The organism is Microcoleus sp. PH2017_12_PCY_D_A (genome assembly GCF_020738565.1).
GTDB lineage: Bacteria > Cyanobacteriota > Cyanobacteriia > Cyanobacteriales > Microcoleaceae > Microcoleus.
The window spans coordinates 13,656-33,466 of the sequence record NZ_JAEQCI010000064.1 but is presented as its reverse complement, the minus strand read 5'-3'; the positions used below and the strand labels follow the sequence as shown (position 1 = coordinate 33,466).

Genomic DNA, 19,811 nt, shown 5'->3' with positions numbered 1-19,811 from the left:
ACTACGAAGGTTTTTGATTGCAGGTTCGTAGTGAGGACTTTAGTCCTTTAATTGATGCGGACTAAAGTCCTCACTACGAAGGTTTTTGATTGCTAGTTCTTGTAATTGTTCTCGATTGACTTTACCTTGAGCATTTCGGGGCAGTTGTTCCACAACAACCCAATTTTTCGGCCGCTTAAATTTGCTCAACTTATCTTCTATTGCGGCTTGCAGATTTTTGACAGTAACTTCGGAATTAGTAGGAACGTAAATCGCGGTGATAACTTGACCCCAATCTTTGTCGGCTAAGCCAATTACAGCAACATCCGCTACTAAATTGGTATTCTTAATGGCCGCTTCGACTTGGGCAGGAAATACATTTTCTCCGCCTGTGATGATTTTGTCGCTGCTGCGTCCGACGATATTTAAGCAGTTATTGTTGTCAAAAAATCCTAAATCGTCTAATTGGAAATATTGGCGATCGCCAAATCGTTCAGGATAATAACCCAACGCTAAAGATTTAGCATCAACGGCAATGTTACCAATTTGATTGTGGCACAAAATCTCGCCACTAGCACTGCGGATAGTTATTTTTGCGTGAGGTAAAGCTTGACCAGAAGTGTTATTCCCCGCGAGAAAATCTTCGGGTTTGAGTGTAGCGATTTGCGATGCAGTTTCTGTCATGCCGTAAGTCGGCGCTAATTTAATTTGATGGTTTCTAGCTGTGACCAAAAGTTCCGGCCAAGCGGGAGCACCGCCCAAAAGTACGGCACGAAACCGGGACAGCCAATTAGCTGTATCTGGGTTTTGCAGCAGCCGTTGCAGTTGAGTTGGTACTAAGGAAATGAAAAATTCTTCGGGTTCGATATCGCATTTTTGACTTGTTTCTAGTGCTTTGAATGATGCAATTGCCAGTTTTCCCCCGGTTGTGAACGATCGCATAAATTGCATGAGACCGCTGACATGGTATAATGGTAATACGCAGAATGAGTTAATTTTGTCAACTTGAAAATATTCTTGAAAACCTTGGACTGAGGCTGTGAGGGTTTCCGAAGTGTGGATGGCAAAACGGATTTTTCCCGAGGAACCTCCCGTGGGAATCATTATTGTAGCTAATTCGTCAATTTCGGGTGAAGGTAATTCTCGTGAATGATGGAATTCCGGCGAATGATTGAGTCCCGGCGAATGATGGAATCCCGGCGAATGATTGAATTCGGGTGAATGATTGAATCCCGGCGAATGGAATTCGCGGCTATACAAACGAAGTCCGGATGGTGCGCGGACTGGGAGAGGGGGAAATATTTTTTTAATATCAGTATTTTGTTCTAAAATTAGGTCTGGTTGGACTAAATCAAAGACTTGTTCCCATTCTTCTTTTACCCAGTTGGGATTGCACAGGAAAATCTGACATTTGGCGGCGCGGGCGGCGATGAAACTGGCAAGAAATTGCAGGGGTTCTGGTTCGGCTAGGCAAATTTTGGGTGGTGTTTCTCGTGATTGATTTTGGGTGATTTGTTGCAATTGCCGATCGACAATTCGAGCAAACTCGCCGCTGTCACCACCGATTAGCCAATTGTCGGGGAAGTCACAGGGAAGATTCAAGGTATTTACTGTGAGATTTTCTGCCATAGATGCTGTAACCAGGTGTCTTGATTGTCGTCGAACCAGCTATCGGTACCGAAGCCTAGGGCTCTATTATTTACAGATAAGTTTGTTGCTAAGTTTAAGGCGGCTTGTCTGCCGATTTTGGTTTCAAATACGGATGAGAAAACTGCGTCTATATTGTGAGTTTGACAAAATTTTACGAGTTGGGATGGGGAACCGCCAATCGCTGGTTTGATGACGAAAATTCCCCGCCAGCCTTGGGTGTAGCATTCTTGGATGCGATCGAGATTGGCGGCGGATTCGTCTAGGGCGATCGCCGTTGCGTAAGTAGCATTCAATCGTACCATTTCTTGAAACTGTGCGATCGGCAGCGGTTGTTCCAAAAATTCAATATCTGCGGCTAAGTCGGGAGTTGCTGTCACGCTATCGCAAGCTTCCAGCCATTTTTCAGCCTGGGAGTAGGTGAGTCCCCCATTAGCATCTAAGCGCAAAAGTGCTGTTTGGCGATCGCACAAAGCGTTCATTTTAGCAATTAGCCGCTGAAAAATAGTTAATTCTTCCTCAATTCCAGCAACGCCAATTTTCCATTTAAACGTGCGAAATCCTTCCAACCAAAGCTTTGGTAAAACCTGCAAAGCTGTTTCACCTGCGGGTAACAAACCGCTACACTGATTTTTCGGAATTTTGTCTTGACGAGGTGTATTTTCGATTACTTGGCTGAGATTTTCCCAAGCTGACTCAAAGCCAAATTGACAAGCAGGTAATTCAGCGGAAATCGCAAAAATCATCTCAGATGAAATATTAGCAGGTAAGTGTTGACAAAAATCTAATGCTTGGTCAAAAGTTTCCGAACCAAACCAACTCAGCGGGGCAATTTCTCCCCAGCCAATGCTACCATTTTCGTCAATCAATCGGAGGATAATTCCCGATCGATTATCCCAAATACCGTGACTTGTTTGTAGCGGGCGCTTAAATTTTCGCTGATAGGTGCGAAAGTCTAATTTATATAGCATTTACTTTTTTATTAATCATAAAATTGTCTCGATTTATCAATGGTAGGGTGTGCACTGCGCACCAGTGAATCACAAAATCTCCAGGTTGTTACATACCTCTAAAGAATGTGCGCACTGCGCACCCTACGAGAAGAATGTGCACAACTTTTATTAATCATAAAATTGTCTCACAACTGATGCAAAGTCATCAATATTTTCAAAATGGATATTGTGACCAGCGTTTGGTATAATCTTGAGAGTAGCAGCCGGACACAAGCTGGCAATTTCTGCATTGATACGTTGAAATTTATCATCATCTTCTCCCGCTAGCAAGAGAATGGGGATTTGATTTTGGGCGAGTTTTTCCCACAGAGAGGGCTGGTTGCCGGTTCCCATGTTGCGCAGCGATTTAGCTAATTCTAAGGGATTGTTGGCTAAGCGGCTTTCTATGAGTTTCTCGAATTTGGGAGATTTTTTTAAGGATTTGAATAAAGGGCGATCGTACCAGTTTAAGATAAAATCTTTGATGTTGCTATTTTCCAGGTTTTGTGCTGTTTCTGAATCGGCTTGTCGTCTGCGCGATCGATCTTTTTCACTCTTCAATCCCCCAGAAGCTGACTCTAACACGACTTTCTCGAATCTGTCTGGAAAATGTAATGTCATGTACAGCGCCAATCGCCCGCCCATTGAATAGCCCAACAACAAACATTTGTCTATTTGTAAATTATCTAATAAGTGGATCAATGCTTGGGCTGTATTTGACATATTGTAGCAACTTTCGTCGCCGGTGACTTTGGTTTTTCCGTGACCGGGAAGGTCAACAGCGAGACAACAATAACTTTGAGATAATAAGGAAATGATTTGGTCAAAGTCTTGACTGTCGCAGGTAAATCCGTGGAGTAATAAAATTAGTGACTGATTTTTGTTACCAGTTAAAGAATAGTGAAATTGATATTTTTTAGATTTGTTCATCTACACCATTAAGCTCCTATTTTTATTACAATATCATTACTAGGTTGTCAGGTATCAATCCAGTATATTCTATTGCCACCGATTTTCCATTTCTTAATGACAGCTTACTATAAATTTCATCGCGTTCTGTTGCATGGGCTAAAACTTCACCTCGAATTACACTCAAATCCTCATCTAATTCAGTGTAAGCAATTAGCACCCACTCATCAGGATACAGACTGAAAATTTCTTCTAGGGTTAGGATTGGGCTAATTTCTACTGGCGTACTCATGATTTGTTTCTCCTTGTTGGTGATTCAAGATCAAACTGTTTGCAGTCAGGACTTTAGTCCTTATTGACTAAAATCTTAGTGAAAGGACTAAAGTCCTGACTGCAAACCATACTTCTATTTTACCGAAATTTTCGATAATCGCCCAAACTACAACACAAACCCCAGCGCCAGCAGCAAACCGCTCGCAAAATGCAGCGTCACTGCGATAAACTTAGAGTTGCTGACCTTTGCGGGTTGGTCGTGATAGTCTGCGACATGGCGGCAAAGGTCGATCGCAAAAAACAAACTCCCAAAAATCAACAGCGTCCAAACTGGGAACATTCGCAGCGCCACAAATAGCACAGTCAAAGCATAAACGCTGCCGCACAACCACTGCAACAATTGTGCACCTTTTTTCGTACCGATTCGGACAATCGGCGATTTTTTTCCCGCCGCCAAATCGTCATCAACTTGATGGAAGTGGGAACAAAATAAGATAATACTCGTAGTAATTCCCACCATTGCCGAAGCTGCAAAATTAGTAGCAGACCAAGTTTGAGTTTGACTGTAATAAGCAGCGGCTAAAGCTAACGGCCCGAAGGTAAAAAAGCAGATAATTTCCCCTAAACCCTGATATCCCAAACGAAACGGCGGCCCTTGATATGTGTAGCCCAGGGCGCAGCACAAAACTACTAGCAAAATTACTGTTGGGTCTTTTTGCCACCAGGAAATACCGCATATTCCCGACACTCCGATTGCTAAAAATAGATTGGCAAGCCAGAAAATTAAAGCTTTATTTCCGGTTAAGTTGACTAGGGAATGTGCTTTATTTTTATCTATCCCTGTTTCTGAGTCAAATACATCATTCGTGAGATTCAGCCATGCTATAATTAAAATGGCTGAGATTAAAAATGTCGAAAAAATTGACGAATTAATCGTTTGAGTTTCGGCAAAAGCAATGGCAGTTCCTACAGAAATAGGAATCACTGCAACGCTGTACATGGGCGGCTTGATTGCCGCCAGCCACAATTTACTATTTGAGAGCTCAATTATCTTTGTTGTCATTACACAAACTTGATGCAATTGATAGCAGCTTGGTAATTTTACAATTTTATTGGTGAAGAATGTCTGCTAAGTCTCCGCTTGAGTGCGCCTCCGGCATCCGTTGATAGCCTTTGCGGGCGATCGCACGCCCGGGAATGCCCGCCTGCAAACAACAGCGGGGTCGATCGCCTTTTGGGGAGACTTGCCCTCTCAATCTTAAAGTTTTGTGTCTAAATGTTTCGATCGATCGCGCGATCGTCTGTTTTGTGCCCGCAGCGTGCCCAAACTGTCGGGAAACTCGAAAGGTCATGTTTGGCGATCGCCCGAGCGTGGTTAGATCGAAATAGGGATTATAGCGGGACAAAACCGCACTCTTTCTGACAAATCTGCTATTCTCGATTTCATGACAGTAATACCGCACCGCGCCAATCTTTTGCAAGACCGCAATCAACTGCATCAGTTGCTGTTAGATTGCCAGCAGTCTTTAACCGAAAAAGATCAAACAAAAATAGTTAGTATTTCTCAGGAAATTTCCCCCGTCGATCCGCTAGCGGTACTGCAAGAAATTGCCACACCCGATGACAGACACTTTTATTTTGAAAAAAGAGACCCCATTGTCGGCAACAGTTTTGCGATCGCCGCCCTAGATTCTGCCATCCATCTTACAGTAGCAGGAAGCGATCGATTTGCCCTCGCTCAAAATTTTATTCAATCTTGTCTAGCCCGGACAATTACCATCGGTACGGAACGTTTGCCATTTAGCGGGCCGCACTTTTTTTGTAGCTTTGCTTTTTTTGATGAGAATGTCGCCACCAATTCTTACTTTCCCCCCGGTACCGTATTTTTACCAAAGTGGCAGATTACTCGCCTGAAAGATAGCTGCATAATTGTCGCAAATGCCATCATTAATAGAGATATAAATGTTAAAATTATTACTGAAAATATCTTCCAAAGATTTAATAAAATTGCCTCTTTGAACTACAAAACAATAAAAAATGCTGGAAAAAGCTCGATATGTTTAAAACAAATTCCTATGAATGATGCGGCTCAATTCAAAACATCGGTCAAGTCTGCTTTAGAATTAATCGAGTCTAAATATTTCAGTAAAATTGTGTTGTCCCAAGCCGTAAATGTCATTGGTCAAACACCTTTTAGCGTAATAGATTCCTTAAATAATTTGCGCCTAACCTATCCAGGTTGCTACGTATTTTCTACCAGTAACGGCAAAGGTCAAAATTTTATCGGTGCCAGTCCAGAACGCTTAATTAGCATTCACAACAATCAGTTGATCGCAGATGCTTTAGCCGGTTCTGCACCGAGGGGAAAAACTGAAGCGGAAGATGGGAATTTAGGGAAAGATTTACTCAACAGCGAAAAGGATATTCGAGAACATCAAGCTGTGATTGACTTTATAGTCGATCGCCTGTCGCATCTCGGCATCCATCCCGACTTTTCCCCGCTACCGAGACTGCTGCAACTATCCAACATTCAACATTTGTGGACACCCATTACGGCAAAAATTCCCCCAGATATTCACTTGTTGAAAGTTTTAGCGCAACTGCATCCAACGCCAGCGGTGGCGGGCGTACCGAGGGATATTGCCCTACAGCAAATTCGGGGCGGCGAAAGCTGCGATCGCTCTTTGTATGCAGCACCCCTGGGCTGGATCGATCGCACTGGTAACGGCGAATTTGCTGTCGGCATTCGATCGGCATTAATCGATGGATCTCGGGCTATACTCCATGCTGGTGTTGGAATTGTGGCAGGTTCTGAACCCGAGAAAGAACTAGCAGAAATTCAACTGAAACTGCAAGCACTTTTAAATGCTTTAGTTTAGGAATATCTCATAAGTAGGTGGGGACAAATTTGGTAATTTAAGACTTAGACATGGGTGGCCAGAAACCGGGTTTTTCACCCAATAATTGCCAGCAACCCTCAATCTCGAAAAAACCCGGTTTCTTGAGCTTTGATTGAGAACCGTTATGTGTCATAAAATATTATCGATCGCCAAAACAACAAAATGCTTGACTTTCGCAACACAAACACTCTTTGGGCTTCCATAATAGCCGAGACATTGCAGCGACTGGGACTAACAACAGCCGTAATTTGTCCCGGTTCGCGATCGGCCCCGCTAACCATAGCCTTCGCCGAGAATAAGTTAATAGAAACTATCCCCATACTTGACGAGAGATCCGCCAGTTTTTTCGCCTTAGGAATTGCCAAAAAATCTGGTGTACCAACTGCGCTAATTTGTACCTCTGGAACAGCAGCAGCCAACTTTTATCCGGCGATTATCGAATCGAGAGAAAGTCGAATTCCGCTGCTAATTCTCACAGCAGATAGACCCCCCGAATTGCGCGACTGTCACGCCGGACAAGCGATCGACCAAATTAAACTATACGGCAATTATCCCAACTGGCAAGCCGAATTAGCCATCCCTGCTGCGTCCATAGGGATGCTAGACTATGTGCGGCAGATGATGGTGTATGCGATCGAGCGATCGACCTTTCCCACACCAGGCCCAGTGCACCTCAACATTCCCCTGCGCGATCCTCTGGTACCCATTCCCGATTCTGCGGTAGAATCCTTAGAAACACAATTTAATCCCCAAGAATTCTTTGCTGGAGTAGAACCCATTTTTGCGGGAGAAACCTCTACCCCCCCCAGCCCCCCCTTGTTAAGGGGGGGAGAAAGAAGTACAGTCAGAAAATGGCCCGAATGCAGCAAAGGGATTATTATTGCAGGCGTAGCCCAGCCTCAAGATGCAGAAAAGTATTGTAGTGCGATCGGGCAAATTTCCCAACTATTAAACTGGCCAGTCTTAGCTGAAGGATTATCCCCCTTAAGAAACCGCGCCCAACTCAACCCCTATCTAATTTCCACCTACGATATCATCCTGCGAAACCGCGAACTAGCAGAAAAATTAACCCCAGAAATCGCCATTCAAATCGGAGACTTACCCACAAGCAAACAACTGCGAAACTGGCTAGAAAAAACCCAACCCAAGCGCTACATAATCGACCCCAGCCACCACAACTTCGATCCCCTACACGGCCAAACAATACACCTGCGAACCTCCATAGAAAACCTCGCAACGATATTAATTCAAGTCCCCCCCCTTAACAAGGGGGGGCTAGGGGGGGTTCTTACCTCTGAGTCAAACTCTTCTCCAGTCCCCCCCCTTAACAAGGGGGGGCTAGGGGGGGTTCTCACCTCTGAGTCAAACTCCCCTCAAATCCCCCCCCTTACCAAGGGGGGGCTAGGGGGGGTTCTCACCTCTCCATCCCACGAATACCTCGAACTTTGGCACAAAACAGAAACCAAAGTCAGACAAACAATTGACGAAAAACTTGCAACAATCAACAGCATAATCGAACCAAAAGTTCCTTGGCTGCTTTCCCAAATATTGCCACCAAAAACACCAATATTTATTGCTAACAGTATGCCCGTCCGAGATGTCGAGTTTTTCTGGAAACCGAACAACTTACAAATAAAACCTTACGTCAATCGGGGCGCCAACGGCATAGACGGTACGCTGTCAACAGCATTAGGAGTAGCCCACCGCAATCAAAGCAGTATTTTGTTAACAGGTGATTTAACACTTTTGCACGATACCAACGGTTTTTTAATTAAAAATAAATTTGTCGGTCATCTGACTATTATTTTAATTAATAACAACGGCGGCGGAATTTTTGAGATGTTGCCGGTTGCTAAATTTGACCCGCCCTTTGAAGAGTTTTTTGCTACGCCCCAGGATATCAATTTTGCTCAATTGTGTGCAACTTACGGCGTGGAACACGAGATAATTGACGATTGGGAACAGTTAAAAGAAAAACTGTTTTCGCTGCCTAATAACGGGATTCGGGTCTTAGAATTGCAAACAAATAGGCGTACAGATGCTAAATGGCGGCAAGACAATCTAGGTAAATTTGCCAAAGGTTCGTAGTGAGGACTTTAGTCCTTTCTTTAAGAATTTAAGGACTAAAGTCCTTACTACGAACCTCATAGGCCAAAGGTTCGTAGTGAGGACTTTAGTTTTTTCTTGGGAAATTTAAGGACTAAAGTCCTTACTACGAACCTCATAGGCCAAAGGTTCGTAGTAAGGACTTTAGTCCTTTATTTGAGAATTTAAGGACTAAAGTCCTTACTACAAACCTTTTATGAACAGTATTTAAACTGCTGGTTGAGCTAGCAGCGCATCTAATTCTCCATCGCTATCAAGTTTGTGAATGTCATCGCAGCCGCCGACGTGTTGGTTGTTAATAAAGATTTGGGGCACGCTGCGCTTGCCGTTAGCGCGATCGGCCATTGCTTTTCTAGCAGCTTCGTCGCCGTCAATTTTGTATTCCGTGTAATTTACGCCTTTCCACCACAGTAAGGTTTTGGCGCGGATGCAGTAGGGGCAGGTTTGCCAAGTGTAAATCTCAACATTGGCTTTGATGCGATCGGGCTTGCGGCCCAAAATGGGATTCAGAAAATCAAGCATTTTCGGTACAGGGGTAAAATTTCAACTGGTTGAGAGATTAAATCATTTTAGCGAAACGCCATCAATCCCGCGTTCTACCAAAGGTTAGGCTGGGATGCAATTACCTGCCGCAGCTGTAGTGCTGTGATTCGTGTCACACATTTACTCTACTCCGATCACTTGCTTTCATCCAAAATAATCACCTGCGGAACCTACTTAATATCACCGATCTTTTGAGGAAACCAAGGGATTATGAATATATCGAATTCAACCGCACTGCCATGAAAGCTTTACAACTCCTCCCCGGCGCTATCTCTGAAATCCTCGCTTCTGTAACCGACACAGGCGTTTTGACATTAGCCGATCGCTACGGTTTGATGGCCGCCACCTTAGACGAGTCGCTGAATGACGAAGATAGATGCTGTGTCAACCGCCTGTTGCGGGCAGTGCTCAGAGGCCGGGTGAAAATTGTCAACGAACTTTCAGCAGCAGCGTAACAAGTATTTGCAGTTTTGTTCTGATGGTAAGGTGAGTCAGCGGTAGATTCTGATGGCGAAATTGGTTGGCAGCCGATCGCCCGCCGGAGTCCAAAAGACTTGATATAACGGCAATTTGAATTCGATTTAAAAGTTTTCTCCTCCAACAAAACAACGGTTTTTTCGATTTGCAGCCTGTTACGGGCTGCTTTTTTTTGGAGTTATATCATGTTCGATCGATCGTCGTAACAAAAACAGTTCGTTCGTAGTGTGGACTTTAGTCCGCTGATGATTGCGGACTAAAGTCCACACTACGAACCGATCAGATCGTTGTCAATCGACGGGAGACGATATTACGTCTTGAGTCCTCGTGTGTTTTTCGGGGAACGGCTAATCGCGGATTTCGATGTCGTACTGGCGGCAGAGGGCCATCAGTTTTTGTTGGAAGCGATCGCGCACTTTCTGGGGCGAGACAATAACGCAATCTTCGCCGTAACGGAATACCTCCCGAATCAGCCAGAAGGGATTGGAGATGTGCCGCACGACTTGTCGCACCTTAGTTTTCCCCTCTCCTAAGACTTCATCCTGAATATCCTTGTCCACTCTCCGTTCATAGGCTTTGATCATTCCACCTCGGAAGTGTAAGTACACTTTCAGATAATCTAAGCCTTCGCACCGCCACTGTCCGCTGATAGGGACGATCGCTTTGATGTTGTCGAAGCGCAGGCAGCGGTTGTGGATGAGTTCGGGATAGTCGGGATTTTTGATGTCATCAGTCTCTTCACACCAAATGTTGAGGTAAAAGCGTTTTTCCTCAAAAGACACCTGGGCATATCGCACAGTGTACTCTAACTCCTCACCTTGGTTATTGCGATAAAGAAGGCGAAATGGCTGTTGAGTATTAATGAGCTGATCTGCGCGGGGACGCCATCCTTCGTTAGGTTGGCTGACCAGTTGCAGAAGTGATTGACGCAGGGGAGCATCGAGTTTGCCCCGATCTAACATTAATGCTGCCAGAATTTCAGCGTTTGCCAGACCGCCTGAATCAACAAGCAGTTTAGTGGCTTGCTGCAAGGCTGCAACTTGCGAGGGATTGAGGGCGAAAGGTTCGCCGACTGCGACTTGCTGTTGGGCGATCGCCACCAATAACCCCGATACGCTGGGACTTTTGCCCCATTTGATATTGAGGCGAAGGGCGATCGACTCTAGCTGCTCCTTAGTGCCGGACGGTATTGACAGTGTAATTGTCTCTTTTTTGCGAACCATCAATAAAAGTGTAATTACATACTTGACAAATCAGGTTTTAAGTGCCACTATAATTCTAGTGCAAGTACAAAACTCGTAGATAACAAATGTTGCTGTGCAAATTATAGAGCCAACAAAAAAAGCCAGAGGCTAGCTCCGGCTTTCAAGCCCTAATAGGTATTTGTGTGAAAGACAAGGTTATTGTATCGATCGCGGTACTGTTTCAATTCCTGAAAGGCATTTGTCTATCTATCCTAGCGTGAAAGCGATCGATCAGTCAAAAAACTTCTCTTAATCGCTGTACTAACCCAAAAAATATGGTAGAGTAAAAAGCAAGCCAGACATAAAGCCAGCTCGCCCGTGTTTAAATTACTTAACTTCTAGAATAGAGCATGGCTGGTCTGGTTGCAAACCTACGCAAATACAACCATGACAGATAATCTTCCGAGTCAAATGCTTCGGCTGATGTCCGATGGGCAGTGGCATAGTGCCAGCGAGCTCATCGAGAGTATTAGCCATCGGTTCTCAGCAACTATGCACATTCTGCGGAAACAAGGCTATCAGTTTCAGAAACGTCGCCTGAGCGGACAGCAGCACGAATACCGACTGTTGCTCAACGGCAATAATTAGGGTGTAGCGAGATTCGATCCGGGGTTGGGGGAATTTTTCTCCGGCGTTGCTGAACTTGAGTAGGAATTCACATTTTTTACTATCGAGCAAAACACAGACTTTTTGGGTCGTTGAGCTTTTGAGTAGAACTTAATTCCTACCGTCAATCAGCAACGCCGAATTTTTCTCCTTGTACCCCTGTAAAGAGAAAGTGTCAGAGGCGAACTCTGATGACGACAGAAAATTTTCTGTCCTCGTCCTCGAATTTGTTTACTCTACAAAAGTTAACTATGCTCCAAATTTCCCCAACGCTGACTGAACTTCAGGAAATTGCTTCACAACTGCCCGAACAAATTCCTTACCTCAAAATGCTAATTATCTTTGGTTCTCGTGCCAGAGGTGATATCCACGCAAAAAGTGATTGGGATTTTGCCGCCCTTTACGATGTAAATTTCAGGGAAGAATATTGTCAAAATCGGGGATTTTCTTGGTTTGAAGTTCCTGGCATTCTCGGGCAAGTTTTTAGCCTTAATAGCGACGAGATTGATGTCGTCGAATTGAATCGGTGTTCGTCGCTAATTGCTCATTTTGTTGCGCGAGATGGAATTTTACTGTACCAATCAGAATCAGGTCAATTTGAAGCTTTTAAACAACAATGCTTGATGACTGATGCAGAACTAGAAGTGCTGCGCCAGAATCTGCGACAAAAAATCGAGGTGGCGTTGCAAAGGAGGGGAGTATGAAAGAGATTGAGCCTGCGATCGTCTTAGCTAAGCTGGATTTTATGACAGACTATCTAGAGAGTTTAAGTTCTTTTGAGTCGATTACTTTAGAAGAATATCTCAGCGATCGGGGAAAGCAGTTAACGATCGAACGATTGTTGCAACTCATTATTCAAGTTGCAATTGATGTCAATCGATATTTACTCAAGCGATTGCAAGTCCAGCAACCAAATAGCAACTTTGATGTCTTTATAGAAGTTAGCAACTGTGGCATTATAACAGCAGAGTTAGCTAGAGTCCTATCTCAATCCGGTGTTTTGCGTAACCGTCTGGTACATCTCTATGACGAAATCGATCCTGTTAAAGTGCATCAAGCGATCGATATTATCTTGCAGAAATACCCAATTTATCAACGGCAAGTCACTACTTATTTAGATTCTCTCAAATGAAGCGATTAGAGCAAAATTATGTCCCCAAAAAGTTTGCTTTTTGACGAAGAAACAACAACTTTAGACGATCGCTATTTTGCAGAAGTGCGTCCCCGACTCTACGAACTGCATACCAAACACTCACAGTACGGCAGTCGCCAAGGACGTACCCTCGCCGAACATCTCGATTCTGCTTGTCAATTTGTCCTGACTGTTAGCAAACTTGCCAAAGTTCCCGACGATAAACGCGCTTGCATTCTGGCTGCAACCGCCGTTCACGATTTGAATAAGTTGGCAGACGACGGACGCAATGTTAAAACTTTAGCGCGCGATCGCACTTTTCTCAAACAACAACTCGATCGCGCTTGTGTTGCCCAATTCGCCCAAACCGACGAACAACTAGAACTCATCCGTCGCCTGATAGAACGCCATTCGGGACACAGCGCTAGCGATGGAACGCGCTTTTTGCCGGAAGATCCCAACATCAAACGTTGGGCCGCGATGTTGATTGGGGGTGACTTATTCGACTTGGGAATTGAGGAAGACACACGCATTCGCAAAGTCGAAACCGAGTTAACAGTTGCCTTACAGCGTCCCAGTAAGTTGTTTCATGTCAGCCTTTCCGAAGACAGAGGTTATCTGACTTCGCTGTTGCTGTCAGCTTGTGAAGAAGTTTTGCACGATCGCAATTTGCATACTCTTGCGATCGATCCCAACGGCCAGATTTTTGTCGGTGAAGCCTTTCCCGACGGCGATTTAAGCAAAATCATCGCTCAAAAATGGCAGCAAAAGATCGATCGCGTCTTTAGCAGCAACGTCGAACAACTCGTTAACGCCACCAAAGACGGCATCAAAATCGACCCGCAAGCCATCCAACAAAACCCCGAAGGAACCTTAGATGAAGTAGATAAATTATTGGTAAAAAAAGCCAGCGGTTACAAAGTCGAAAAAGTCGCCAAAGATATTAAAAAATACGGTGGTGATGCTGGAGAAACCGCCGTTAATTCCGCCGCAGCCGTCGGCTTGCATCCAGTATCAACTGCCGATGAATTCGCCATTTCTGAGGGACTAAAAACTGTTTATCTCAGCTATCGGGCCGCTGAACTGGGCCCCAAAGATGTTTGGGATCGAATTGCCGCACAAGTCGGGCTTTCTCCCGAACAGCGGGCGGCATTGGAACCGTTTAACGCGCAGTACGGACGCTGTTTGTTTGCGGCCAAATCGATCGAGGGCGATCGCGAACAGATGTTAGAAAAAGTATTTGCGGCCTTAGAAGACTCATTTTTACTCCGCCCAACAGCCGAAGTAGAAGTCTCCGCAGAATTGGTGAATGCGGTTCGGCAATTGCTTAACTTTTCCACACCTGCAAACTGGCAAGGTTTTAACGAACTAACTGCATACATTGAAGCCAACCCGCGCCAGCGCTGTTCCTTGGGAACAACATCGCTGCAAGTCGGCGAATTGAGTTCCCCAAAAATGCCGCCGGGAACCAAAGTTCAAGCTTTTTCCAATCGCCTTCCCGGCGGCGCCATCGCCGAACCAAAACGGCGGGCGGATAATTTGTCAGCCCTTGGTTATCAGTTGATGGCAGTTGGTGCAAACTTCCCGAATGCAGTCAAACAAGACCCGCTTTATCTACACTTTGCCATACCAAAAGGTTCGAGTGTGGAACTCAGAACAATTTGGCAAAACTTTCTGAGAAACACCGCAGCTAAGAACGAGGACGGCACAGTAACAGTTGATGAACTGCAACTTTACCGCGAAAATCGGCTAGTTTTTCAATCTAATAAAATGGTTGGGTTGGCACTGCCAAAACGTCCTGAATTTATCAACTCCACGGTAACAATTCCCGTGCTTTGGGGAGAAGTTAATAACTCTGTGGCGTTGCTGAAATCGCTCAGGCTGGCATTGGAAATGAGTTTAGCCTTTGATTTAGGTTTTCCGTTTGTTTTGAGTGCGAATCTGGAAATCGAACCAACTTGGGATGTTTTCGGAAAAGTTGATGGGATTCCATCATCATTGCAGCCGCTATTGGGCAACGGTCAGTATCGGCGGGAAGGTCATTTTTCTGAAAAAGAACGATGTGCGGTAGTAACAGCAGAAAAAGTTTTAGAAAGGCTGCGCTGTGTTGGCAAACTAACAATTTCTGTAGCAAGTCTGAAGAAAAAAGATGATTGTCTGTACGACTTGGTGCGGGCAGCAACTCGTCCTCTTAACTTGTATTACGTCCTGCTGCGGTGGATTTTGCGAGAACAAGACGACCCGAATTTGGAGGCAATTTGGTCTCGCATTCGAGAACCTTTGAATACTTTATTGGAGAGTTTGATGTCAGAAGAACACGATCGCGTTTCTAGCTATCTCAAGCAAGCAGCGCACATTGCCGAATTTGCCAAGCTGCGGGGCAGTTCCTTTCGCCGCACTGCCCAAACCGAGCCGTTTTCAGAGTTTATCAAAGCCGTGCGATCGCGCAAATCTCATATGGATTGGGACACGATCTTTGCCGCCCTCGCCCAGCAATATCACAACCGTCTCGATCGCATTCGAGAACATGGCGTGGGTGCGACAAAATACGAGCAAATCAAGGAGTTTTATCAAGTTTTGAAACAACTGTTTGAGGAGGTTTATCACTCGCGTTCAGAAAGGTTGTTGACTGATAGCAAAACTCTTGAAGCTGCCTATTTGTTCTTTTTGCAAGAAGCCCGCCAAGAACTGAAAGCTAAAACCGAAAACAAGTCTGAATCCACATCTGAAAACAACTAGGAGAGTTCAAAATGTCGATCGCACAATTACAACCATTCCTCGCACCCAGCTACGAAAATTTTCCCAAAGGCCGTACCATTGGTGTTGTCGTCCTCCGCACAACGCAATCGGAAACAATTTTCCGCACGGAAGGAACGGGCGAACCCATGTGCAGCGAATACGTGCAAGCTGGGATTGAAGATACCGAATCAATTCCTCGGTTGGTGATGACAAAACGCAAACAAATTGCCCCAGAAAGACGCAAAGGACGGGAATTTTTACGATCGCACAATCTCCTTTACCCCGCACCGAAAACCAATGAAATTTGCGCCCTCAATACTAATGCGCCTTGCGAAATGTGCGTTGATTGCTTCCTCTACGGCTTCGCGGCGGGTGGAGAAGGCGCACAAAAAAGCCGAGTCTGGACGGAAGATGCGTTTAGCGTACTGCATTCTACAGAACTAATTGGCGATCGCACGATCAATGCTATCTTTGAAACTGGAACAATGCGCGATGAAAAAGGCAACGCTTCGACGGCATTAAACACCAGCGAATATATCAAACCAGGGGTTCATTTCTTGGATATTGTCACCCTCAAAGATGTCACCGCTGACGAACTGCGCTACACCCTCGGCAACATTTTGCTAACAACTCGTTACGGCGCTGTTTCCAGCCGCGTCGGACGCATGGACAATCAAATTCTCGGTGTCTTTGGTGGCATTGCCGAATTGCCCAGTTCTCTCGAATTGGTACAGGGAGTTTACGACAAGCTGAAAGCCAAAAATACCGCCATCGAACATCCTTTCAAAACTCAATATTTAGTGGATGCAACTCAGGAAATTATCAGCACTTGGACAAACAAACGAGGTATTTCTATGCAGTTGTCCGCTACCGAATGTGACGCGCTGATTGCTGATGTCGATCGCCATTGGTCGTTACCCGAACAAGAAACTTTCCTCAAACGCCTCGATGAATCCTATGCCCCGTGGCGCAAGGTGAAGAGTGAAAACAAGAAAAAGGGAAAAAATAAGGATTAAAGATAAGACGGCGGTTAAAACCGCGTCTTGTCAAACGAACTCCGGATGGTGCGCGGAATGAAGAAAATAACGTAATTTTTACCGTTCGGTCTTTAACCCGCGCACCATCCGGGTTTGGTTTGTATAGAGGCGGTTTCAACCGCCCAGTCTTCTTTAATTAATCTCAACCATGACGCAATTAGAACTTGATTTTAATTTTTCCACTGACAAGATTTCCTATTCAACTGCACGCTTAATCGAGCTTTGGTGTGCGGAACCCGTGTTCTTTGCTTCGCGAGAACTTTCTGATACTTATTATACCGAAAGTGCGATCGGCAATTATGCTTTAGCCTACGCTTTGGGTTGGGCCCGATCGCCCTATCGACTCACCGGACAAGACACCGGAAGACCCCGATATATTGAGGATTTAACGCCACTTTCCGGTCACAGCTACATCCTCCCCGCGTGGCCCGCCAACGGCACTGTATCCTTGCGATTCGAGCGGTTTAACGCCCTTTCTGACTCCTATTGGTATGCGATGACGAACAATCGCGTGGCAACAGCGCGGGAAGATGTACCGCTGAGTCGATCGGGCAAAAAACCCAGTACCTACCGCCCCAGCAACTTCCCTCAAACAGGGCGATTGCGAATGATTGAACGGGGAAATCGGTTTCAAACATTAGTATTTGGCGATCGCGAATTGCCAGAATACATTCGCGTCGGCAAATTTACCAGCAAAGTCCGCGTTGAAATCATTAAAAAATTCGATGTTGTGCAACTTCCTAGGGGCGACTATCGCTGCAATACCTATCTCAGCGCCGCTGATTTGCCTGCTAATATCGAACTCCTCGCTTTTGATTTAATTTCGATGCCGCCCGCATCGTTATTGAAGAACCTTTCCTTTCGCGGTGAGGCGCTACAAGCCGGCGATTTCATTCTCCCAGCTAACCTTGAATTTTGCGGTAGCAATCACAATGGATAATCTAAAAATTCAACTCGAACCTGCCAGCATTTCTGCTTGCGGTCAATTGCCTCAACAACTGGAATTCATGGGACAAGCATTGCAGCATCAAGTCGATGTTTATGAAGCGTCTAAAGAGAATGATATCATTCTCGACACCGCGCCGACAGGAACGGGAAAAACGAAAGCTGGATTGAGTGTTTTGCTGCACAATCCTCAACGGAATGCGATTTATATCGCGCCGACAAATGCCTTGATTGACCAGCAAACAGAAGCCGCAGAACAGTTTGTTCGGGATGCAAATTTGTCGCATCTTGTGAAAGCAGCTTCTGCTAAGCAAGTCAATTTGTGGCCGGACAATCTAGTTGGCAAACGTTCTGGGGAAAAAATCTATAACGTTTTGCGAGAACCTGCCACAATTTTTCCCGAATGCGGCGGCGGTAGACCGCTTTTGTTGGTGACCAACCCGGATATTTTTTACTACGCTGCATTTTTTCTATACAATCCACTCGATCGTAGCAACATTGCCAGCGAATTTTACAGCAATTTCTCAACAGTAATTTTCGATGAATTTCACCTTTACGATGCCAAACAGTTAGTCAGCTTGTTTTTCTATCTCGCTTTATCCAAAGAGTTCGGTTATTTTCAGCACAACCGAAAAATTGTTCTGTTAACGGCAACGCCAGAACCTGCTTGCGATGAAGCCTTAAATGTCCTGGGAAAAAATGGTGTCAGAATTTATCGAACTGACAGCAAAAATCAAATCGATCGCCTGCTTCCTTCTCAAACTCAAGTCAATCTCGAAATTCGCAAGCAGCCAGAAAAAGACAATCTGATTGCGGAAATCGTCGAAGAAGTTGTGCGGCGGCTTCGTGAATTTCCTGACGAAAACGGGGCAGTGATTCTGGATGCCAAGGATACATTAGGTCGTATTTATAAACAATTGTGCGATCGCGGATTTGCCGATTTCTGCGGGCGGATTACGGGCGATAGGCGGATTACGAGCGATACACTGAAGGAAGAACGCCACCTTGCTGCCCAAAAACAAGTGATTCTGGCTACGAGTACCGTCGATGTAGGCTTCAACTTCGATCGCGATAATCCGCCACCCAGACAAAATCTCGATTGGTTGATTTTTTCAACGCGCGATCGCTTTTCATTTTGGCAGCGCATCGGGCGTGTGGGACGGGTTTTGGGGAAAACGCAAACCGATATTGCTTCAGAGGCGATCGGCTATTTGCCCGATCGGGCGTGGGAACAAGGAATTGCACAACTTGACTGTAGCGGCGGGCGCAATTCCCTAACAGAAATGCTAGCAAGTTTAGAGTGCATGAAACGTCCGTTTCTAGAAATTTACTGGCGATCGGAAGCCTTTCTAGAAATTGCCAAACCCTTACTAGAACTAGAAATTTTGCTGGAAAAATTGCCCGAAGCAAGTTTAGTAACGCAGTTGTATCAAACAATGCAAATCGTCTTGGGAGGTAAGCGAGATTGGAGTTATTACCGCCAGCGGATGAAGGTATTGCAAGGTGCAGAAAATGTAGCTAAGTCTACCATCAAACAAATTCAAAAAGAGTGGCAGTACGTTAAAGGCGGGCAAAACTGCGTTAAGAGTTTTATGCAAGCCAACTATCCCGAAGATTGGGAAGAAATTAAATCGGGGAGAAGTTCGATCGAATTAGTTGAGGAAAAGATTCGCAAACACCAAAAAGTCGCCGAAGAGTTGAAAGAGTATGCAACGATTCTGAAAGTCAGCTATGCCCCGCTGTTTAAATTTCGAGAAAGCTTGTTTGAAAATGTCAAGATTTACGATCCGCACAATTTCTTACTCGATGAAGTCGGCGAAACAAATCTCGACCCGATTCACCTGCTGAGATTCTTTGAATTTGCTTCCGATAACAATGGAATTGTACTCACCGATCGCGTCAAGCAAACCTACGGACTCAAATTTGCTTTGCAAGTTCCCGATTTAGAAGAATTTGCCAACAACTATCTTTGCAAACTTTATGCCTTCAAAAATTGTACGATCGAACGGACGATCGACAACTGCGTGCGTCCGACAGCGCTAATTTCCCAACTTTCACCGCCTTTAATGCCCGGTGTTATCGTCCAAGAGCACCGCAAAAATCCCTGGGCAATTCTCAAACTCAGAAAACAAGGAGTCCAATGCTATCCAATTGCAGTCAAAGATAGCTTTGCTAACGAACAAGAGTATACATTTTTTCCGAGTTTATCGGGAATTTTGGCGATCGCCTCCGCTGGCATTGCCTTAAAATGTCCTGACAATCAAGAATTCTGGGTAATCTAA

At 45.0% G+C, this 19,811-nt stretch carries 18 protein-coding genes; 10 read left to right on the top strand and 8 right to left on the bottom strand.

What is annotated here, in order from left to right:
- Positions 1-39 precede the first annotated feature (39 nt).
- The 6 genes from JGK39_RS19275 to JGK39_RS19250 form a co-directional block, all read right to left on the bottom strand.
- Complete coding sequence (locus tag JGK39_RS19275) at positions 40-1,608, bottom strand: 2-succinylbenzoate--CoA ligase (RefSeq protein ID WP_293254853.1); 1,569 nt, start codon at positions 1,606-1,608, stop codon at positions 40-42.
- Positions 1,587-2,597 carry an o-succinylbenzoate synthase gene (locus JGK39_RS19270; RefSeq protein ID WP_293254856.1) on the bottom strand — a complete coding sequence of 337 codons (1,011 nt, stop codon included), beginning with the start codon at positions 2,595-2,597 and terminating at the stop codon, positions 1,587-1,589. Before JGK39_RS19270 ends, JGK39_RS19275 begins: the two co-directional genes overlap by 22 nt.
- 150 nt (positions 2,598-2,747) lie before the next feature.
- Complete coding sequence (gene menH / locus JGK39_RS19265) at positions 2,748-3,548, bottom strand: 2-succinyl-6-hydroxy-2,4-cyclohexadiene-1-carboxylate synthase (RefSeq protein ID WP_293296377.1); 801 nt, start codon at positions 3,546-3,548, stop codon at positions 2,748-2,750.
- A 25-nt stretch (positions 3,549-3,573) separates the two neighbouring features.
- Positions 3,574-3,819: a hypothetical protein gene (locus tag JGK39_RS19260; protein ID WP_293254862.1), complete on the bottom strand. Its 246-nt coding sequence runs from the start codon at positions 3,817-3,819 to the stop codon at positions 3,574-3,576.
- A 147-nt stretch (positions 3,820-3,966) separates the two neighbouring features.
- Positions 3,967-4,863: a 2-carboxy-1,4-naphthoquinone phytyltransferase gene (gene menA / locus JGK39_RS19255; RefSeq protein WP_293254865.1), complete on the bottom strand. Its 897-nt coding sequence runs from the start codon at positions 4,861-4,863 to the stop codon at positions 3,967-3,969.
- A gap of 46 nt (positions 4,864-4,909) precedes the next feature.
- Positions 4,910-5,152, bottom strand: a complete 243-nt coding sequence (locus tag JGK39_RS19250; RefSeq protein WP_293254868.1) for a hypothetical protein — start codon at positions 5,150-5,152, stop codon at positions 4,910-4,912.
- A gap of 93 nt (positions 5,153-5,245) precedes the next feature.
- Between JGK39_RS19250 and JGK39_RS19245 the strand changes: the two genes are divergently transcribed.
- Both JGK39_RS19245 and menD read left to right on the top strand, forming a co-directional pair.
- Positions 5,246-6,679, top strand: coding sequence for an isochorismate synthase (locus tag JGK39_RS19245; RefSeq protein WP_293254871.1), 1,434 nt, complete (start codon positions 5,246-5,248; stop codon positions 6,677-6,679).
- Between the two features lie 183 nt (positions 6,680-6,862).
- Positions 6,863-8,788 carry a 2-succinyl-5-enolpyruvyl-6-hydroxy-3-cyclohexene-1-carboxylic-acid synthase gene (gene menD / locus JGK39_RS19240; RefSeq protein ID WP_293254874.1) on the top strand — a complete coding sequence of 642 codons (1,926 nt, stop codon included), beginning with the start codon at positions 6,863-6,865 and terminating at the stop codon, positions 8,786-8,788.
- A gap of 225 nt (positions 8,789-9,013) precedes the next feature.
- On the opposite strand, the gene grxC is transcribed toward menD, so the two are convergent.
- A complete protein-coding gene (grxC, locus tag JGK39_RS19235) occupies positions 9,014-9,328 on the bottom strand; it encodes a glutaredoxin 3 (RefSeq protein WP_293254877.1) in 315 nt (104 codons plus the stop codon).
- Positions 9,329-9,588: 260 nt separating this feature from the next.
- Between grxC and JGK39_RS19230 the strand changes: the two genes are divergently transcribed.
- The gene (locus JGK39_RS19230) at positions 9,589-9,804 is read left to right on the top strand and encodes a hypothetical protein (protein ID WP_293254906.1); all 216 of its coding nucleotides are present in this window, start codon (positions 9,589-9,591) and stop codon (positions 9,802-9,804) included.
- A gap of 369 nt (positions 9,805-10,173) precedes the next feature.
- On the opposite strand, the gene JGK39_RS19225 is transcribed toward JGK39_RS19230, so the two are convergent.
- A complete protein-coding gene (locus JGK39_RS19225; protein ID WP_293254882.1) occupies positions 10,174-11,049 on the bottom strand; it encodes a WYL domain-containing protein in 876 nt (291 codons plus the stop codon).
- Between the two features lie 408 nt (positions 11,050-11,457).
- Here JGK39_RS19225 and JGK39_RS19220 point away from each other — a divergent pair, with 408 nt between their 5' ends.
- From JGK39_RS19220 to cas3, 7 genes are all read left to right on the top strand, one after another.
- Entirely contained in the window at positions 11,458-11,658 is a 201-nt protein-coding gene (locus tag JGK39_RS19220; RefSeq protein WP_293296379.1) for a hypothetical protein, read from the top strand.
- A gap of 269 nt (positions 11,659-11,927) precedes the next feature.
- Positions 11,928-12,380 carry a nucleotidyltransferase domain-containing protein gene (locus JGK39_RS19215; RefSeq protein WP_293296381.1) on the top strand — a complete coding sequence of 151 codons (453 nt, stop codon included), beginning with the start codon at positions 11,928-11,930 and terminating at the stop codon, positions 12,378-12,380.
- On the top strand, positions 12,377-12,808 hold the full coding sequence (locus JGK39_RS19210; protein ID WP_293296382.1) for a DUF86 domain-containing protein: 432 nt from the start codon (positions 12,377-12,379) through the stop codon (positions 12,806-12,808). The genes JGK39_RS19215 and JGK39_RS19210 overlap by 4 nt, the downstream gene beginning before the upstream one ends.
- Positions 12,809-12,826: 18 nt before the next feature.
- Positions 12,827-15,547, top strand: a complete 2,721-nt coding sequence (locus JGK39_RS19205; protein WP_293296384.1) for a CRISPR-associated protein Csc3 — start codon at positions 12,827-12,829, stop codon at positions 15,545-15,547.
- A gap of 11 nt (positions 15,548-15,558) precedes the next feature.
- Positions 15,559-16,563 carry a type I-D CRISPR-associated protein Cas7/Csc2 gene (gene cas7d, locus JGK39_RS19200; RefSeq protein ID WP_293296385.1) on the top strand — a complete coding sequence of 335 codons (1,005 nt, stop codon included), beginning with the start codon at positions 15,559-15,561 and terminating at the stop codon, positions 16,561-16,563.
- Positions 16,564-16,732: 169 nt separating this feature from the next.
- Positions 16,733-17,524: a type I-D CRISPR-associated protein Cas5/Csc1 gene (gene cas5d / locus JGK39_RS19195; protein WP_293296387.1), complete on the top strand. Its 792-nt coding sequence runs from the start codon at positions 16,733-16,735 to the stop codon at positions 17,522-17,524.
- Positions 17,517-19,811, top strand: coding sequence for a type I-D CRISPR-associated helicase Cas3' (gene cas3 / locus JGK39_RS19190; RefSeq protein WP_293296389.1), 2,295 nt, complete (start codon positions 17,517-17,519; stop codon positions 19,809-19,811). The genes cas5d and cas3 overlap by 8 nt, the downstream gene beginning before the upstream one ends.

Coding starts and splice junctions, on each gene's coding strand:
- JGK39_RS19275 (WP_293254853.1), bottom strand. CDS start 1,608: ATGGCAGAAAATCTCACAGTAAATACCTTGAATCTTCCCTGTGACTTC.
- JGK39_RS19270 (WP_293254856.1), bottom strand. CDS start 2,597: ATGCTATATAAATTAGACTTTCGCACCTATCAGCGAAAATTTAAGCGC.
- menH (WP_293296377.1), bottom strand. CDS start 3,548: ATGAACAAATCTAAAAAATATCAATTTCACTATTCTTTAACTGGTAAC.
- JGK39_RS19260 (WP_293254862.1), bottom strand. CDS start 3,819: ATGAGTACGCCAGTAGAAATTAGCCCAATCCTAACCCTAGAAGAAATT.
- menA (WP_293254865.1), bottom strand. CDS start 4,863: ATGACAACAAAGATAATTGAGCTCTCAAATAGTAAATTGTGGCTGGCG.
- JGK39_RS19250 (WP_293254868.1), bottom strand. CDS start 5,152: ATGACCTTTCGAGTTTCCCGACAGTTTGGGCACGCTGCGGGCACAAAA.
- JGK39_RS19245 (WP_293254871.1), top strand. CDS start 5,246: ATGACAGTAATACCGCACCGCGCCAATCTTTTGCAAGACCGCAATCAA.
- menD (WP_293254874.1), top strand. CDS start 6,863: ATGCTTGACTTTCGCAACACAAACACTCTTTGGGCTTCCATAATAGCC.
- grxC (WP_293254877.1), bottom strand. CDS start 9,328: ATGCTTGATTTTCTGAATCCCATTTTGGGCCGCAAGCCCGATCGCATC.
- JGK39_RS19230 (WP_293254906.1), top strand. CDS start 9,589: ATGAAAGCTTTACAACTCCTCCCCGGCGCTATCTCTGAAATCCTCGCT.
- JGK39_RS19225 (WP_293254882.1), bottom strand. CDS start 11,049: ATGGTTCGCAAAAAAGAGACAATTACACTGTCAATACCGTCCGGCACT.
- JGK39_RS19220 (WP_293296379.1), top strand. CDS start 11,458: ATGACAGATAATCTTCCGAGTCAAATGCTTCGGCTGATGTCCGATGGG.
- JGK39_RS19215 (WP_293296381.1), top strand. CDS start 11,928: ATGCTCCAAATTTCCCCAACGCTGACTGAACTTCAGGAAATTGCTTCA.
- JGK39_RS19210 (WP_293296382.1), top strand. CDS start 12,377: ATGAAAGAGATTGAGCCTGCGATCGTCTTAGCTAAGCTGGATTTTATG.
- JGK39_RS19205 (WP_293296384.1), top strand. CDS start 12,827: ATGTCCCCAAAAAGTTTGCTTTTTGACGAAGAAACAACAACTTTAGAC.
- cas7d (WP_293296385.1), top strand. CDS start 15,559: ATGTCGATCGCACAATTACAACCATTCCTCGCACCCAGCTACGAAAAT.
- cas5d (WP_293296387.1), top strand. CDS start 16,733: ATGACGCAATTAGAACTTGATTTTAATTTTTCCACTGACAAGATTTCC.
- cas3 (WP_293296389.1), top strand. CDS start 17,517: ATGGATAATCTAAAAATTCAACTCGAACCTGCCAGCATTTCTGCTTGC.